7 protein-coding genes are annotated in these 17,515 nt (G+C 62.7%); 2 read left to right on the top strand and 5 right to left on the bottom strand.

The annotated features are described in order from the left end of the window. Positions 1–139 precede the first annotated feature (139 nt). Positions 140–6,127, top strand: coding sequence for a Calx-beta domain-containing protein (locus ACFELO_RS12830; protein WP_440958162.1), 5,988 nt, complete (start codon positions 140–142; stop codon positions 6,125–6,127). Positions 6,128–6,195: 68 nt separating this feature from the next. Here ACFELO_RS12830 and ACFELO_RS12825 read toward each other — a convergent pair whose 3' ends face one another. Together ACFELO_RS12825 and ACFELO_RS12820 are read right to left on the bottom strand one after the other, a co-directional pair. After that, on the bottom strand, positions 6,196–6,972 hold the full coding sequence (locus ACFELO_RS12825; protein ID WP_440958161.1) for a LytR/AlgR family response regulator transcription factor: 777 nt from the start codon (positions 6,970–6,972) through the stop codon (positions 6,196–6,198). Further along, positions 6,950–7,996: a sensor histidine kinase gene (locus ACFELO_RS12820; protein ID WP_440958160.1), complete on the bottom strand. Its 1,047-nt coding sequence runs from the start codon at positions 7,994–7,996 to the stop codon at positions 6,950–6,952. The genes ACFELO_RS12825 and ACFELO_RS12820 overlap by 23 nt, the downstream gene beginning before the upstream one ends. A gap of 299 nt (positions 7,997–8,295) precedes the next feature. Here ACFELO_RS12820 and ACFELO_RS12815 point away from each other — a divergent pair, with 299 nt between their 5' ends. Further along, a complete protein-coding gene (locus tag ACFELO_RS12815) occupies positions 8,296–13,320 on the top strand; it encodes an autotransporter domain-containing protein (protein WP_440958159.1) in 5,025 nt (1,674 codons plus the stop codon). A gap of 189 nt (positions 13,321–13,509) precedes the next feature. On the opposite strand, the gene ACFELO_RS12810 is transcribed toward ACFELO_RS12815, so the two are convergent. The 3 genes from ACFELO_RS12810 to ACFELO_RS12800 form a co-directional block, all read right to left on the bottom strand. Further along, positions 13,510–15,582, bottom strand: a complete 2,073-nt coding sequence (locus ACFELO_RS12810; RefSeq protein ID WP_440958158.1) for a cytochrome c biogenesis protein CcdA — start codon at positions 15,580–15,582, stop codon at positions 13,510–13,512. Between the two features lie 64 nt (positions 15,583–15,646). Then, positions 15,647–16,120, bottom strand: coding sequence for a protein-disulfide reductase DsbD domain-containing protein (locus ACFELO_RS12805; RefSeq protein ID WP_440958157.1), 474 nt, complete (start codon positions 16,118–16,120; stop codon positions 15,647–15,649). Further along, positions 16,098–17,420, bottom strand: a complete 1,323-nt coding sequence (locus ACFELO_RS12800; RefSeq protein ID WP_440958156.1) for an FG-GAP repeat domain-containing protein — start codon at positions 17,418–17,420, stop codon at positions 16,098–16,100. Before ACFELO_RS12800 ends, ACFELO_RS12805 begins: the two co-directional genes overlap by 23 nt. Positions 17,421–17,515: the final 95 nt, after the last annotated feature.

Genomic DNA, 17,515 nt, shown 5'->3' with positions numbered 1-17,515 from the left:
TGATGCAGGATTCCGCAGCGTCACAGGCCCTGCCTGTGCACTCGTCCGCTCTGTCGTGAACACTCACGCCTGACAACAAGAGCTTCCCTGAGATTTTGGGTCCCGCGCCGCCAAGACGGCGCGAGGGAGAGGGGCGACTATGAACAGCTGGGTCTGGAATGCGGCGCGCACGGCAGTCATCGCGCTCGCTGGAGTGTTGTGTGGAACCGCCTGGGGGCAAACCACGGATTTCAACACGGGCACGAACGGCTTTGTGATTGACCAGAGCACGAGCGGCTCATTCTCGACCACCGTACAGGGCTGGACGGTGGTGGTCGCGACCGATCCCGGCGCCACCACGACCCGTTTGCGTCTGGGCACCAGCACGCTGACAGGCGCGCCCAGCGCGGGCTGGATCCGCGGCGAAGGCAGCGCGGGCCTGTTCAACTCGCTCGAATTCCGGTCCGCCAGCCAGTTCGACCTTGATAGCGTCTGGACCGCCGCCACCGCCTCGACAACCATTCAGGCGCTGAACGCGTCCTATGCGCCGATCGGCTCGACCGTCGCCTATTCTCCGGGCGCCAGCCAGACCGAAATCAATCTGAGCGCCAATACGGATTTTGACGGCATTTACGGCTTCCGCATCGTGCCCTCGGACGGCAACACTCTGCAGCCCATTTCCCAGGTCAGCATCAGCAATGTGGGCACGCCGCCCACCGTCACGCTCGCCGCTTCGCCAGCCAGCATGGGCGAGACGGGCGGCAGCTCGACCGTCACCGCCACCCTGTCGGACACGGCCTCGACGGCGACCACAGTGAACCTCGCCTTCAGCGGGACAGCCTCTGGCGGCGGGACCGATTACACCGCGAGCAGCACCTCCATCACCATTCCGTCCGGCAGCACGACCGGCTCGGTCACTCTGAGCGCGGTATCTGACGCCATCGCCGAAGGCAATGAGACCATCATCGTCGATATTTCCAGCGTCAGCGGAGGCGATGGCGCAACCGAAAGCGGCACGCAACAGGCCACCGTCACGATCACGGACGATGACAGCGCCGCCGTCACCATCGCCGACGTGTCCCAGGCGGAGAACGGGGGCGCAGTGACTTTTACGGCCACCCTTTCCGCAGCGGTGCAGGGCGGGTTCACCGTTGATGTCTCGACGGCGGACGGCACAGCCACAGTTGCGGACGGGGACTACACCGCCGTCTCGGGCCAGACCCTTACATTTGCTGGGACATCGGGAGAAACGCAGTCTTTCACGATCACGCCCGGCGCAGACACAAAGGTCGAGCCGAACGAGACCGTGACGATCTCCATGGGCAATCTCACCGGGGCGTCCGGCACGGTCGACATCAGCGACACCGCCACCTTGACCCTGACCAATGATGACAGCGCCGCCGTCACGATCGCTGACGTCTCCGCCAATGAGGACAATGGCGCGATCACCCTGACAGCTACGCTCGATAATGCCGTGGCGGGCGGCTTTACGGTCGATGTCTCCAGCGCTGACGGGACGGCGACAACCGCGGATTCCGACTACTCGGCGATCTCAGGGCAGACCCTGACCTTCGCCGGAACAGCGAGCGAAACCCAGACTTTCACGATCACTCCGACCTCGGACACGAAGCTGGAAGCGAACGAAACCGTCAGCGTGTCGATGAGCAACCTTGCTGCGACGGCCCTGAGCATCACCATCACCGACACCGCGACGGTGACGTTCAACAATGATGACACCGCGGCGGTGACCATCGCCGACGCCTCAGGCGACGAGGATGCAGGCGCGGTCACCTTCACCGCCACCCTGTCCAACGCAGTCCAGGGCGGCTTCACGGTCGATGTGTCCACCAGCGATGGAACCGCGACGACAGCCAACTCAGATTACACCGCGGTTTCCGGGCAGACCCTCACCTTCGCAGGCACGGCCAGCGAAACGCAGACCTTCACCGTCACGCCCACCAGCGACAGCGCCATCGAGGCCGCCGAGACCGTGAACATCGCCATGAGCAATCTGGCGGGCACCAGCCTGGGCGTGGACATCAGCGACACGGCCACCCTGACGATCAACAATGATGACGCGGACGCCACCGCACCGCGTGTCCAGTCAATCACGCGGTCCAACCCGACCACATCGCCCACCAGCGCCAGCACGCTCGATTGGGCTGTGGCGTTCAATGAGGCCGTGAACAATGTGGACAGCACGGACTTTGTCGTGACCGGCGCCAGCGTTGCGCCCTCCATTACGATTCTGGGTTCGGGCGCGAGTTATACGGTCCGCGCCACGGGCGGCAGCCTGAGCGGGATGAACGGCACGGTCACCCTGAGCTTCGCCCCCGGCCAGAACATCGCTGATGCCTCGGCCAACGCGCTGAGCAACACCACGCCGATCGGCGCCAATGACAACACCTTCGTCATCAGCAATCCGACCCCGCCTTCCTTCACTCTGGCCTTTGCCCCTTCGAGCATTGCCCAAGGCGCCGCCAGCACGGTGACCTACACGATCAACAACAGCGCCAATGTGGTGAACGCCACATCGCTGGACTTCACCAACACCCTGCCCGCGAATGTCAGTGTCGCGGCGACGCCGAACGCCTCAACCACCTGTACAGGGGGAACCCTGACCGCTGCGTCTGGCGCGGGCAGCATCAGCTATAGCGGCGGAACCGTGTCGGCCTCCGGCAGCTGCACGGTTTCGGTGGATGTCACCTCCAGCACGGCCGGAAACTACACAAACACGACAGGAAGCCTGACGTCGTCGCTGGGCAATAGCGGGACGGCCTCTGGCGGATTGACCGTGACGGACGGCACGCTGCCAACCGTCACCTCAATCACACGCCTGACGCCCGCCAGCGAAACAACAGACGCAGACGCGGTGACCTGGCGGGTGGTCTTCAGCGAATCCGTGGTCAATGTCGGCGCGGCGGACTTCACCATCAGCGGCCCAACCGGCGCGTCCCTGGGCGTGACCGGGACGGGCGGCGCCTATGACGTCACCGTCTCCGGCGGCGACATGGCCGGTCTGAACGCCACCATCACGCTGAACATCGCGGGCGGCAATGACATTGCCGATGCGGCTGCGAATGCGCTCGCCAGCACGACGCCTTCCGGGACCGATGAGCGCACCTACCTCATCAGCAATCCCGGCGCGCCCGGATTCACCGCCGCCTTCTCACCCAATACGGTAACGGTCGGCGGCACAGCCACCCTGACCTTCTCGATCAACAATGGGAGCAATGTAGTCCCCGCTACGGCGCTCGGGTTTTCAAACACCCTGCCCACGGGGCTGACCCTTGCGGCCGCGCCGAACGCCAGCACGACCTGCACCGGCGGCACGCTCACGGCAACGCCAAGCGCCAACAGTTTCAGCTATAGCGGCGGCTCTGTAGCGGCCAGCGCCAGCTGCACGCTGAGCGTCACCGTCCAGACCAGCAGCCAGGGCGTTTTCACCAATTCGTCCGGCGCACTGTCCTCCTCGCTGGGGGCCAGCGGCACAGCCACCGCGTCCCTGACAACCACCGACGCCACGCCTCCTGTTCTGACGGCCATTCAGCGTCAAAGCCCGGCTGCGGCTCTGACCAATTCGGATACGCTGGTGTTCGCCATCAGCTTCAGTGAAACGGTGTCCAATGTCACCGCTGACGACTTCAACATTCAGGGCTCATCCGCAACAGGCGCTCTGGCCGGCTCCGGCGCCAGTTACACGCTGACGCTTTCAGGCGGCGACCTTGCATCGCTGAACGGCGCCGTCAGCCTGAACCTTGCGGGCGGACAGGACATCACCGACCTTGCAGGCAATGCGCTGACGACCGCCGCACCGGGCACGAACGAGAGCTACATGCTTGATAACACTGCCCCGACAGCCAGCCTCACACGTGCGGCGAACGCCCCCGTCTCAGGCCCGTTCAGCGTCGCCCTCACCTTCTCTGAAGCGGTCACCGGACTGGCTCTGGATAACTTCACGGTCAGCAACGGGAATGCGTCTGACCTCAGTGGATCAGGCGAGCAATACACAGTTCTCATTACACCCACATCAGATACGGAAGTGTCCATCGGCCTGAATGCGGCAGCCGCCACTGACGTCGCAGGCAACCCCAATCTGGCGTCGGATATCCTGACGGTGGGGATTGATACGATTGCGCCGGTCCTGACGATCACCCTGCCTGGCGCTACGACGGAAGGCGCCTTCACCGCCCGTTTCACCTTTGACGAGGGAGTGAACGGCTTTGAAGCGTCCGACATCAGTGTCACCAACGGCGCACTTTCCGACTTCAGGACGGAAACCGATCGTAGCTTCACCGCTCTGATCACGCCCGCCACGACTGGCCCGGTCACGATTGAGGTTGCGAGCGCAGCCGCATCCGATCAGGCGGGAAATGGCAACGAAGCCGCTGAAGCCGTCATAGAAGCGATTACCGGCGCTGATGATGTGGAGATCGTGATCGACCAGACAACGGGCGACGTGACCGATATCAAGGCAGAGGTCCTGATCGGCAATCCGGGAAGCCAAGCCCTCAACTTCCGCGTTGATGTCGATGTGCCCTGGATTTCGGTTGACCCGATTTCAGGGACCATTCCCGCGTTTGGCGATATCTTGCTCAATGTGCAGGTCCTGCCGGAAGCGGCTGAACTGCCTGCCGGCGTCTACTCTGGCGTCATCACGGTCGTGCGCGAGCTCCCGGCCAGCTCCTTGACGGGCCCCGGCGCCTCAGGGCGGGCTGCAACGGAGTCCATCATCGTGGAGATTCCGCTGACCGTGACTATCGAAGAGCGTTTCGGCTCCATCCAGCTGGTAGCCGCCACGCCGGGCGGCATCCAGCGCGACGCGACCTTCCTCTACGCTTCAAGCGATGCAGATCTTGATGGCCTTGAACTGACGACAGTCGGCGGCTCAGCTGGGTCCGCCAGCTTTGAAAAGGAAGCGGGGCTTTACGACGTCAGCCAGTCCGCGCCTGAAGGCTGGCGCCTCGACGAAATCAGCTGCTCGGGCGATGCAGATGGCGGTTCCGTCATCCAGCTGATCGAAGGCCGGGTCCTGATCGACCTTGATCCGAACGAGGCCATCACCTGCACCTTCTCAAACACCCGGGATGAGGACGCCGTCCGTCTGGCGACCCAACGCGCGATCAACAATTTCATGGTCCGGCGCGCGGACCGGATTCTGGCCGCTGCGCCGGATCTGTCGCAACGACTGCAGGAGCGTCAAAGCGACACCCCGGGCCAGTTCAGCGCCCATGTGGAGGGCGACCGCAAGGCGCTGAGCCTGTCGACCAGCCTGTCAGGGGTGCGCAATCACGTACGGGCGTCCCGGCCTCAAATGCCCGGTGGTCCGCAGCTTGATCAGCAGGAACGCCCCAATCTTGATATCTGGGTGCGCGCCGAATTCAGCGCCGTCTCTGATGATCGGGACGGAAGCGACGCCTCCAGTGATTTCGGTCTGTTGCAGATCGGGGCTGACTGGACTCTGGGTGAAAGGGCGTTGGTCGGCGTCATGGTCCAGCGCGACTGGATGGATGAAACCTCTGCTGAAATCGCCCAAAACGCCGGCGCGCTTCGCGGGGCGCGGGTGCAAGGTCATGGCTGGATGGCCGGGCCCTATCTGGCCTGGGGTCTCAGCGACAGCGCCTGGCTCGATGTTCTCGCGATGTGGGGACAGTCAGAGAACACCGTCGACCCGCTCGGCCTTTATGAAGACGAGTTCGACACCGACCGGCTGATGATCCGCGCCAATCTGACCGGGGAATGGCAATCGGCCAACTGGCGTGTCCGGCCCTCGATCTCCCTGGCGCATTTCGAGGAGACACAGGGCGGCTACACCGACTCATTGGGCATCGCGATCTCTGAACAGACGATCCGGATTGGCCGTCTGCAAGCAGGGCCGGAGGTCTCCTATCGCTTTGAACGTCGGAACGGAAACTGGTGGGAGCCGGGCCTGAGCCTGAACGGCGTCTGGGATTACGATCCCGCCGCCCTGATGGACGAAGCGGGCCAGCGCATTTCCACCGGCGCACTGCGTGCGGATGCGGGTCTGAGCCTTCGCGCCAGATTGTCAGACGGCGCAATGCTGTCAGGTGAAGTCCGACTCGACGGGCTGGGGAACGGTGATTTCTCGGCCAATAGCGGCCGCCTCGAAATCCGGCTGCCCTTCTAGAGTCTGTTCGCACACGCATGAAAAAGGGGCCGCATCGTATAAACGATGCGGCCCCTTGCCGTTGCAGCTTAGCCCATCAGGGCTTGCAGCTTGTCCTTGAACTTGCGCCCGACCGGAATGACCTGACCGTTGCGCAAATGAACCAGAAGCCCGCCCCAGGACGTGCGTGAGGTCTGAACGCAATCGTGCGCAGGAACAATGTAGGAGCGATGGACGCGGATGAAGCCTTCCTCCGCCATCTCTTCCTCAAAGGCGCTGATGGACTGCCGGTGCAACAGGCTGCGCTCGCCAATATGCAAGCGGATGTATTCCGCTTCAGCGGACACGTATTCGATCTGGGCAGGCTCGACACGGATATTCTGTCCGCCATTTGACACCCAGATGCAGACAGGGCCCTGACCTGACCGCGAACGGGTTTCGCGCAATCCCTCAAGATGCGATTGCAGCTTCTCCAGACGGCTCATCGCTTCACGCGAGCGTAGAAGCTGGCGAGCCCTCGACAAGGCCAGCTCCAGCCGCGCGGGTCGGATGGGCTTGGTCAGGAAATCGATTGCACCGGTGTCATAGGCCTGGGCCGCCATGGCGGGAAAGGCGGTTGCGAAAATGAACAAGGGCGGTTCATCGCGGAAGGTGGCCTGCGCCAGGGCTTCCACAACGTCAAAACCGTCAAGTTTGGGCATCTCGATATCCAGAAAGACCAGCTCGGGTTCTTCGGTCTGGATCAGCGCAATCATGTCCTCGCCGTTCTGCGCCTCACCGCAGATCTCGATACCCTCATCCAGGGCGAGCATTTTGCGCATGCGTTCGCGAGCCAGCGGCTCATCATCCGCGAAGCAGACTCTCATCCTGGCTCTCCTTGAAACGCAGCGGCAGCGCCAGCACAGACCGGAAGCCGCCCGCAACCGGGCCTGCTTCAAGGCCCGCCTGATCGCCATACGCGGCCGTCAGGCGGTTTCTGATATTGTTCAGACCCGTCCCTGTTCCTGCACGAGCGCTTGCGACGGGCGCTTCCGCGCACCGGTCCGACACTTCGATCACCAATGAATCCGCCAGTTGTGACACGGCGATACGCACGGTCACTGTCGTTGTGTGCGAGGAGACGGCGTGCTTGATGCTGTTCTCGATCAGGGGTTGGATCATCAAGGTCGGTGCAAGGGCCTGTTCCAGCCCTTCGGGCAGATCGACCTCGACCTCCAGCCGGTCGGGAAAGCGGATCCGCTCGATATCCAGATAACGCAACTGGGCTTCTATCTCGTCCCGGACCGGCGCCAGCTCGGCCTGAGGCGCGATCAGGGCGCGCTCATAATAGCTCGCCAGCATGTCCACCATGCGCTCAGCCTCTTCCACACGCCGTGACGTCAGCAGGGCGGAAACCGAGTTCAGCGCGTTGAACAGGAAATGCGGATTGACCTGATAGCGCAGCGCGCGAAGCTCAGCTTGTCGCTGGGACTTCTCGGCTTGCACCGCATCCGCTTCACGCTGCTTCAACTGCCGCGCATACAGGAACGCCACCAGCACAACGCTCTGGGCGAAGAAAATGTGCACGCTCGCCGACCAGGCCACCAGACTATGCAGGAGCAAGGGCTGATTGGCCGACGAAAATGCCGTGATCATCCACCAGTTGAAGACCGCGAAGGGGATAGCGGTAACGATGGATGCAAGCACTACAAGGGCCCCGGTCAACCAGACCGAACGCCCCCAGAAAAAGCGCAGCACGGCATACATGCACAAGGACAAACAGGCGCCTACGCCGATTACGAAGAGGCGCCCGGGAAGGAAGCCGAGCACATCGCGGACGCGCACGAAATCGAGCACAATCCGGGTGAAGAAATAGAACCCCCAGCACAGCATGATCAGCCCGAACGCCATGAGCGTTTCTCTGACCAAGGGTGCGTGGAGGTTGAACGGTGGCGACGTGCGCCGGTTACCCGGTGTGAGTGAGTTCCCCATCCGCTCATTCTAGACCAGACCGTGCAGGCCATTCAATTTAACGGCTAGGTCGTTCACCCGATAAATCAGGTTGTTGGTTGCATTTTTGGGCCCTTGTTGCGTCCACACCCGTGTTCATGACTTTCGACTGGCGAGCGGGCTCCGCACTCCGAGTATGGCCGGCTTCACAGGGCGGGCATGCAAGCCGCGCCCAGGCGAAGAGGGGAGAACGTCCAATCATGCAACAGTCTTATTCATTCCGGGATGCCGGGTGGCTCAAACGGCCAGGCCTGAAAGCCAGGCTCCTGTCGAGCGCTCTGGGGTGCGGTTTGCTGGCGCTGCAGCCCGCCGCCAGCGCTCAGGACAGTCCAACGATCCTGACCCAAAGCGTCGAGGTCGAGACCGATGCGACAGTGGATATTGTGGTGGACGCACCGCTGGCGACAGATGAGGACGGCCAACCTGCCATCCTGGGGCGCTCCTGGCTGGGCGGCGTCATCATCAACAGTCTGGATGTGCTGACATCAGGGGCGATGTCGGATGGCATCTTCGCGGAATCCTTCGCCGATGACGGCGAAATCCTGATTTTCAGCGGCGACGTGGAAACGACCGGCATCGGCTCAAGGGGCATTGTCGCCCGTAACGAAGGCGCATTCCCAAGCAGTCTGACGCAGATTTTCAGCGGCGGTGTGACAACGGCCGGCGCTGACGCCATTGGCATTCACGCCACCTCGAAGGCGGGCGCCGTCACGATTGAAAGCCAGTCTGTCACCACGCACGGAGACGGCGCCACAGGTATTCTGGCGCACGCTGAGTCTGGCGATGTTCAGCTGCTGAGCAATGATGTGAAGACATCCGGCCTGGGCGCCGTCGGTATTCAGGCTGAAGCCAGTGACTTCGTCATTGTCGACAGCCTCGATGTGGCGACCGCTGGCGATGGCGCTCACGGGATTGTCGCAGAGGCAGGCATGAGTGCGTATGTGCGCAGCCAGTCTGTGCAGACCGAAGGCGAACAGGCGCACGGGATCGTCGTGTCCAGTCTGGATCAGCTCGCTTATGTGGAAAGCCAGACCCTGACGACCCAGGGTGACGGCTCCATCGGCATCTTAGCCCGCTCCAATGGAAGCGTGGCGGTCCGCAGCGGAAGCGTCACCACCCAGGGTGAAGCCCTATCTGGCGGCGAGGGTGGTGATGGCGGGGACTTGCCTCCGGGGGATGGTGGAGACCTTCCGCCGGGAGATGGCGGAGACTTGCCTCCGGGCGATGGCGGCGACCTTCCGCCGGGGGATGGCGGTGGCGATCCCTTCCCTCCCAGCGAACCTGTGGGCTCATTGCCAGCCGCGCCAAGCGCTGCCGCCATGGGGATCGTTGCGATCAGTGATGGCGCTGATGTCTTTGTGGAAAGCGGTTTCGTCTCCACCGCAGGCTCTGGCGCGACCGGCATTCACGCCTCGGCACAAACCGATACGATAGTGATCAGCGATGAAATCCAGACATCAGGTGAAAGCGCGATCGGGCTTCTGGCTCGCAGTCATTTTGGTGACGCTAGCGTTAGCAGCGGCTCTGTATCAACTCAGGGAGATTTCTCCACAGCCCTCTCCGTCACCAGCGAGTCCGGAAACGTCCTTGTACTAAGCGAAGCCATATCCACTGAAGGGTTTGATTCCACTGGTGTTCGCATCACGGCGAACAAGAATGTCATTGTGGACAGCCAGTTGATCGAAACCTCAGGAGATTCGTCGAGCGGCATCCAGGTTCTGACGCAGACGGGCGAAGTCGACATCAACAGCGGCGAAATCACCACCCAGGGCGAGGACAGCGACGGGATCTCCGTCATCGGTCTGGGCGGCGGGTCAGATGTCCGGATCACATCAGGAGCAATCTCGACAGCTGGCGACGGCTCGGACGGTATCTTCATCAACACCTTTGGCGATGTCAGCATCGCGGCGGACACGATCATCACATCCGGTGAAAGCGCGGCCGGCATCTATGCCGATGCCGGCGGAGACCTGTCCGTTCAGGTCAATGACGTCACCACGGAAGGCGCGTTGTCTGCGGGCATAAGCCTGCAATCAAACAATGGCGGCGTGACCGTGAACGCAGGCCGGATCACCTCCACCGGCGACAGTTCCGCGGGCATTGAGGCGGTCGCCTTCAACGGTGATATCGACATCAACGTGACTGAGATTGATGTCTCAGGTGACCGTTATATCCCCGGAGATGGCGGCGGCGAATTGCCTGTGGATCCCAATCCCGGCGGCGGCCCGGCTTCGACCATGATCAATGGCAATGTCATCGGCATCGCCGCCAGCAGCTTCAACTCCGACATCTCCGTGACGGCGGGCAAGGTCACGGCCAGCGGGTTGAATACGAACGGCATCAATGTGTTTGCGACCGGCGGCCGCGCCGATGTCACAGCCGGGATTGTGGATGTTGACGGCGCAGGCGGCGTCATCGGCTTGCGGGCGCGCGGCGATCTGGGCGCCCATGTCATCGTTGACAGCGTCACGGCGGTCTCAACGCTGGAGAACACAGCGCCGGGGGAAACCGATCCTTTTGGCGAGGCCATTTCCGTGGGCGCCGTCACCGGGCAGGCCCGTGTGCAGGCCAATAGCGTCCGCACCGAAGGGGCCAAGATGACCGGGGTCGAAGTGATCTCCGTCAACGCCTCGATCCTTGCCGAGATCGGCGAGGTGGTCGTGATCGGAGAGGGCGGTGGCGGCGGCATCCGCACACTCAATGGTGCGGATGATGGAGAGGGCGGCCGAACCGATATCCGCGCCAATTCCATCGTGACGGACGGCGATTACATCACCGGCGTTCGCGCGATTTCCCTGAAGAACTTCAACGATATTCGCGTTGGTCAGATCCAGACCGACGGACGGCAGTCGGTCGGGGTGTTCTCGGCAAGCCAATCGGGCGCGAATATCGAGGTCGGTGAAATCGTTACGACCGGCGATGTGTCCGATGGCATTCAGGCCATCAACCGCACCGGGCTGAATGGCGGCGAAGGTCCGCTCATGCGTGACCCGAGCGAGCTCATCATCGGGGATGGCGAGCCCGATGAAACGCCTGGCGGTGGCGAGGATGGCGCGGCTTTCGGGACCGGCGCTTCCGCCTCAAACGAACCGCTTCCGGGGACCGTGCCGGACGGGGATATCGTGATCACCGCCGGTTCGGTGAGTACGTCCGGGGATTCTTCGCGCGGCATCGCCGCCCACGCCAATGGCGACGTGACCATTGTCAGCGGCTCTGTCAGCACGACCGGGGAACGCACAAACTATTTCTCGGCGACCGATTACCAGTTCGGGCTGAGCGTAAGCGGGCTTTTTGAGTTCGAAGGCCCGGCCTCTTTTGGCATCGACGCGCGCAGTGATTACGGATCCATCTCCATCGAGAGCCAGTCCGTCTCCACGCTGGGCGTCGGGGCCCATGGCATCCGCGCCGAGACGGGCGAAGGCGACATCTCTGTGAAGGCGGGCGATGTTTCGGTGTCCGGGCTGGATGCTGACGGCCTGCATCTGGTCAGCCAGACCGGCGATGTCACCGCCACGGTCGAAGGCCATGTCCGAGCCGAACAAGGCGCAGGCGTTCGCATCGCCAGCGCCGGAACCATCGAGCTGACCATCGCCGATGGCGGTTGGGTCGAAAGTAGCGATGACGGGTTCGCGGTCGTTATCGAGCCCGGCCTTGTGCCTGACGATCCGATCATCCCCGAAGACCCGGTGAGTGTGCTTGCAGCGCAATCGTTTGGCGGCACGGCAACGCCGGTCACAAGCGGCGCTTCGTTGAACGTGGATGAGGGCGGCGTTCTGCAAGGCCGCATCCAGCTGACGGACGGGGACGACACGCTTCAGATCGCCGGGCGTTTCCTCGCCTCCGGAACCAGCCTGTTCGGCGGCGGCGATGACACCCTGATCAATACCGGCTCGGTCTTCGTGATTGATGGGGCCGCCGCTTTTGACGGTCTTGAGCGCTTTGAAAACCAGGGCCTGTTCAGCCTGGCCGATGGTGATGCGGGCGACAGCCTTGATCTGTCGGACATCACTTTCATTGGCGGCGAAGGCAGCGTGCTGGCCTTTGACGTGATCAGCGACGGTGCGGGCGGCGTCCTGGCCGATGACATCACCTTCGGACTGGTTCAGGGAACGACCGACGTGGAGATCATGGCGGAGGCCGGGCTGACGCTTGACGCCAGCGTGGACCTGATCACCTTCACCGAGCCGGTCGCGGATGATGCTTTCCGGATCCGGTCCGAAAGCGCCGATGCGGGGTTCATGCAGTGGACGCTGCGTCAGTCTGCGAACCAGCTCACCCTGGCCGCCACTCCGGATGTGGAGGTGTTTGAAATCGTCCAGGCCGGCGGCGTGGTCACCGATCTCTGGCATGAGGGCGCACAGGTCATTCGTCAGCAAGCGGCCCTGTCCCGTTCAACACAGAGCGGAAGCGGCGATGGCCTGTCCGGCTGGATCGAGGCCGCCAGCACGGACCGGAACGGCGCAGAAATGACACTGAGTACGCAACATGCCGGCTCCAAAGTGTCGCAGACCCTGTCTCGCGATCTCAGCGCCAGCTCGGTCGCAGCGGGCCTGACCATGCGCACCGGCGCGGCGCATTTCGGAGCCGCCATAGGGTATGTCGATGGCCGCGCACAATTTGACGGCACGGGCAATGAGATGGAGATGGAGGTGTTCAGCCTGTCCGGCTATGGCGGCTGGAGCACCGAGCGCTATTTCGCCAACCTGATCGGCAAGCTCGATACCGGGACGCTCGACCTCAATGTCGTCAGCGCCAATGAGCGTAGCGAAATGGATGTCACCACGTTCGGCCTGAATGGCGAGTTGGGCGCCCGTTTCCAGTCCGGTGCGACCTATGTCGAACCGGCAGTCTCGATGAGCTGGGTCTCGACTTCCCTGGGTGAAGCGGCGTTCTCCACCGGCGTATTCGAGCTGGAGGACGGTGATAGCCTGAAGGCCGAGATCGGCGCTCGCATCGGTCACGCCTTCACCGCCGGCGCCTGGTCGGTTCGTCCCACTGCCGCGGCGTACCGGGTGGAAGAGTTCGCAGGGGAGAACACGGCTCGTTATGCCTCTGGCGCGAGCCAGCTGGCCCTGCAGGACGAGCCGGCGGGATCCTATACCCGTCTGGAACTCGGAGCGGCTTTTGAAACGGGCGCAGGCCTGGTGCTGAGCATTTCCGGGGAAGCCTTTGATGGCGACCAGTCGGGCGGAGCCATCCGCTTGGGAGGGCGGATGCAATTCTAGGAGCGCCCAAGCCGCTCCTAGCCTCCCTGCCCCCGCCGAGGTTCCCCCACCTCGGCGGGGGCTTTTCTTATCCGCTTACAAGACCGCGTTGTGTCGATCACATTATCAACGCGTCAGGCGCACGTACGCCAGCCCCGCTTGCCGAGAGAGTGGAAGACCTGGGGTGACGCCGCGATGACGCGAGACGCTTTACTGACGCACTTCGGCGTTCTGGGGGCCTTGGGTCGTGTGTTGACGAATAAGCTCTTCTGTCAGCACCTGCGGGAGGATCACGCCTTCGTTGATCCCGGCGCCTCGCTCGAAATAAAGATAAAGAGGCACGCCCGCGCGCCCGTAATCGGCAATGAAACGGGAAATTTCCGGGTCTTCACGGGTCCAGTCGCCGACCATGACGCGGATATCATTGCGATCAAAATGGTCCAGCGTAGCTGCGGTCTTTAGCGCTGTTGCCTCATTCACCTTGCAGGTGATGCACCAATCGGCCGTAAAATAGAGAAAGACCTTCTGGTTGTCTGCCAGCAGTGACGCCAGGGCCTGCGGGGAGAAGTCCTCTTCCTGTTGGCTTCCGGCGAGCTCGGCGGCGGCGGAAGACCCTGAAAGCCAGGCAACGGGGAGCATGCTGCTCGCCCCCAGCACAATCAGGCTAGCGCCGATGGTCTGGCCAACCCGCCCTCCATGGGACAAGGCCTTGGCCGCTCCGGCCAGGGCCAGGCAGGCCAGAAGACCGATGGCCATTCCGTCATGACTGGTCTGCGCGCCGAGCACCCAGAGAAGCCAGATCGCGCTCACGAACATGGGAAAGGCGAGAACCTGCTGCAGGGTCTGCATCCACTGGCCGGGCTTCGGCAACACGCGCTGCACGGCCGGGACATGAGTAATGACGAGATAGGGCAGGGCCAAACCGCCGCCCAGTGAGAGAAACACCGCCAGCGCGCCAAGAGGGGATGCGATCATCGCGTACCCCAGAGCCGACGCCATGAACGGCGCTGTACAGGGAGCCGCCACAAGAACGGCGAGCATGCCGGTCAGAAAGGCGCCTTGCAGGCCCTGGCGCGTCGGTACAGAGCCCCCGAGACGCTGCAAGCTGCTCCCGAGCTTCAGAACGCCCAGCAGGTTCAAGCCAACCCCCGTCATCAGGAGCGCCAGCCCCAAGACGAGGATCGGATTTTGCAATTGGCTGCCCCAACTTGCAGCAGGAATGACGCTTCTGCCGGTCAAGACGGCCAGTCCGATGAGACCAAAGCATGACAGCACGCCTGCAGCATACGCCCATCCATCCGCCCTCATGGCGGCCGGGGCGAGATTGGCGCTTCGCGCCAGAGCGATCGCTTTGAGAGACAGCACAGGCAAGACGCAGGGCATGAGATTCAGGATCAACCCGCCCAGAAACGCGAACAGAATTGCGTTCCATACGCCTGGGGGCGCCTGTGATGTTGCGGCATTGCTGGAAGGGCTCTGCGCCTCCAGCGTCAAAGCCACGCTGACCCCCCGATAGGCGCCCTCCTCATCGGTGAAAGCGAGAACACCGGAAAGGTGAGACCTGTCACCCTCGTAAAATGGGTCGGCCTGCACGGAGAGCTGATGCTCGGTCGAGGAAATCCGTGTCACCACTTGCGGATCCGCGTGCCATATGACGGGCTCCACAGGAAAGAAGTAGAGATCATCAATGACTTCCGGCGCAATGATCTGAAGCCTGATTTCACCTTCATCGGTGCTTGCATCAAAACGCCACTGACGCGCGCTCTCAGGCATGGAAAGAACCGTCGGGTTAACCGCCGTCATGGGGGGCTCGCCAGATGCGGCCACCTCCACATAAAGCGACAGGCTGGACCCGCCCTCCACGCAGTCCTGCTCATGACAGGTGAGCCACCGAACCCCGAGTTCTATGCTCTCGATTGCGCCCGGTCGCGCATCTACCGGAGCCAAAATCCGGAAGGGCAGGAGCAGGGTTTCATCATAGCCATAGCCAAAAACACGCCCTTCTCCATCCATGACCCGGTGCGGCGTTGGCCAGCCCTCGGCTTCAACGCTCCACCCCTCTGGCGCCTCCCACCGTGCGACGATGGCTTCGCCCGCGCCGGGATTGATCCAGAACGTGCTCCAGCCTGGCTGATGCTCCAGTCTGATGCGCACATCAGCGGCGCCGCCCGGCTCAATACTGAGAGACACCGGGCTGAGAGTGGCCTCTACCGGCGCCTCCATTGAAGGAAAAGGCTGAGCCAGGCTTGTCGCGACGCAAACAAGCGACAGAACAAACGCCACAACAAGTGTGCGAATAGCGTTCGAGCCAGTGCCGCTGACGCGCCTTGCGCTCAGCCGGTTGCGCCTAGTCTTCAACACGCAGCAAGACCCGGATCGGGTGTTCGATAGGCGGCAGACACGTGTCGCCGTCACAGGTCTGGTATTCCACCCTGCCGCGGATCAGCATGTCTCCGGAAGGCGTGCGTGGGTGAAACCGGACGGGTTGAAGCAGGCTGACGACTTCACCGGTCAGAATATCGTAAGCGCCAAAGGAGATGGGCTCGGGAAACCGGGCGTTGGCGAATTGCGCATACTCATGATCGCGCATTGATACAGACGTTTCGATCAGCCCCTGACCAGCGTTCACCCCTGTGGGGGCGTACAGATACCAACCTCGTTCCAGCTCAAGGTGAACCTCGATCTGGAAGGGCGTTCCGGGCGCGACAGTTTCAGGCGCAACAACCTCGACACTGACAGGCTGGGCGTGTGCTGCAGCGGTGATTGCTGCAGCACACGCTGCCGCGGCCGCCCCCCCTCTAACGGACATAGACCCAGACATGACCATGTTGCCTCTCATAGCCGCGCAGCATTTGAAGACGCGTGCTGTCCACCGGCTCCAGGAACTGACCCAGGCGCTGCTCGAGCGCCTGCATTTCCTCACGCAGGTCTTCATTGTCGAAGTACACAAAGGTGCTGCGGAAACGATCCCGGAACGGCTCGTCGGGACCTTCAACGCCGGCTCTGCGATCAAGGGCGACCAGCTCGCCCTGCAAGGCCTCGAACGCTTCAAGATCGGCGTCACTCAGCCCGCTCTTCAGCGTCAGGCTGCGCGACCAGTCTCCTACGACCAGGTCCAGAACGCCATTCCCGTTGTAATCTGTCAGGGCGACCGAAGCGCGCGAGCCTCGAACAGGGCTGTATTGCCCGGAGCGAACCACGTGTGCGGGAATATGCTCTCCACCGCGTACAGAGGGCAGCAGCCTCTCTGGCGCCGCGAAGGCGATTTCCTCTCCACCCAGATTGCGCAGGACATACACAGCGCCTGATTGTGTCCCGACGATCAGATCCGGATGCCCGTCGCCATCCCAGTCGCCCACGGCAGGAACGAGATATTCCTCGTCCAGCATCGGTCCTGCGCCGCCTTCCACCACCTCGAAGACGTCCAGCTGATGGCTGCCGCCCCAGCTGTAGGTGGCGAAAACCGGTTGCCCCTCAACGGGCGTGATGCCGGGTTGGTGCGCGGGACCATGATTGCGACGCACGACGAGATCGCCCTGGGCATTCCCAATGATGAGATCCAGCCGGCCATCATCGTCCCAGTCCAGCCAGGCGGGCTTGGCCGCGTAAGCGAGATGGGGACCCTCATCGACTTCGTTCAGCCGAGTAATGACATCAAGGCCGCCCCAGTCCGTCAGCGATTGTCGCGCCCGAAAGCCGCCGTCCTGACCCTGGAACCAATAGATCAGTCCCGGAGAGTAAGAGCCGGCCGTGAGGTCGGCATGACCATCCCCGTCAATATCCGCAAAACTGGGTCCGGCCGCGACGCAGCACCAATTGCGGACGATCGCCGTCTCCCCTGCCGCCTCGATCCATTCATAGTCTGAGAAGACCGGCGCTCCCGGCTCGCCTTGATTGAGATAGAGGCGAAAACGCCCTGCCGAACCGCCGATGATCAGATCTTCAAGGCCGTCCTGATCATAGTCATGGAAGGTCGGGGCCGCGTGCCCGTTGCGATCTTCCTCGAACCAGACGCCCGAACGGCTTGGCGTATCGCTGGCCGTGTCGATGAGTGCGCCATCCGCACGCAGAAGGATCGCCTCTTCATACCAGTCGCCGGCCGGGGTCCCGTCCTCATTCATTCCAATCGCGACCGCACTCCCCCCAAACAAGGATGCGCTGGAGAGTGCGATCGACATGACGCGAGCGAGCGGTCGCAGATTCAAGCGGTCCTGCG

This window comes from Oceanicaulis sp. LC35 (assembly GCF_052055585.1).
Classification (GTDB): Bacteria; Pseudomonadota; Alphaproteobacteria; order Caulobacterales; family Maricaulaceae; genus Oceanicaulis.
Note: the sequence above shows the minus strand (reverse complement) of the source record. Positions and strands in the feature narration are given on the sequence as shown.

Bases quoted from the DNA above. Each gene is read 5' to 3' on its own strand.
- ACFELO_RS12815 (WP_440958159.1), top strand. From the start codon at position 8,296: ATGCAACAGTCTTATTCATTCCGGGATGCCGGGTGGCTCAAACGGCCA.
- ACFELO_RS12825 (WP_440958161.1), bottom strand. From the start codon at position 6,972: ATGAGAGTCTGCTTCGCGGATGATGAGCCGCTGGCTCGCGAACGCATG.
- ACFELO_RS12805 (WP_440958157.1), bottom strand. From the start codon at position 16,120: ATGTCTGGGTCTATGTCCGTTAGAGGGGGGGCGGCCGCGGCAGCGTGT.
- ACFELO_RS12800 (WP_440958156.1), bottom strand. From the start codon at position 17,420: ATGAATGAGGACGGGACCCCGGCCGGCGACTGGTATGAAGAGGCGATC.
- ACFELO_RS12830 (WP_440958162.1), top strand. From the start codon at position 140: ATGAACAGCTGGGTCTGGAATGCGGCGCGCACGGCAGTCATCGCGCTC.
- ACFELO_RS12820 (WP_440958160.1), bottom strand. From the start codon at position 7,996: ATGGCGTTCGGGCTGATCATGCTGTGCTGGGGGTTCTATTTCTTCACC.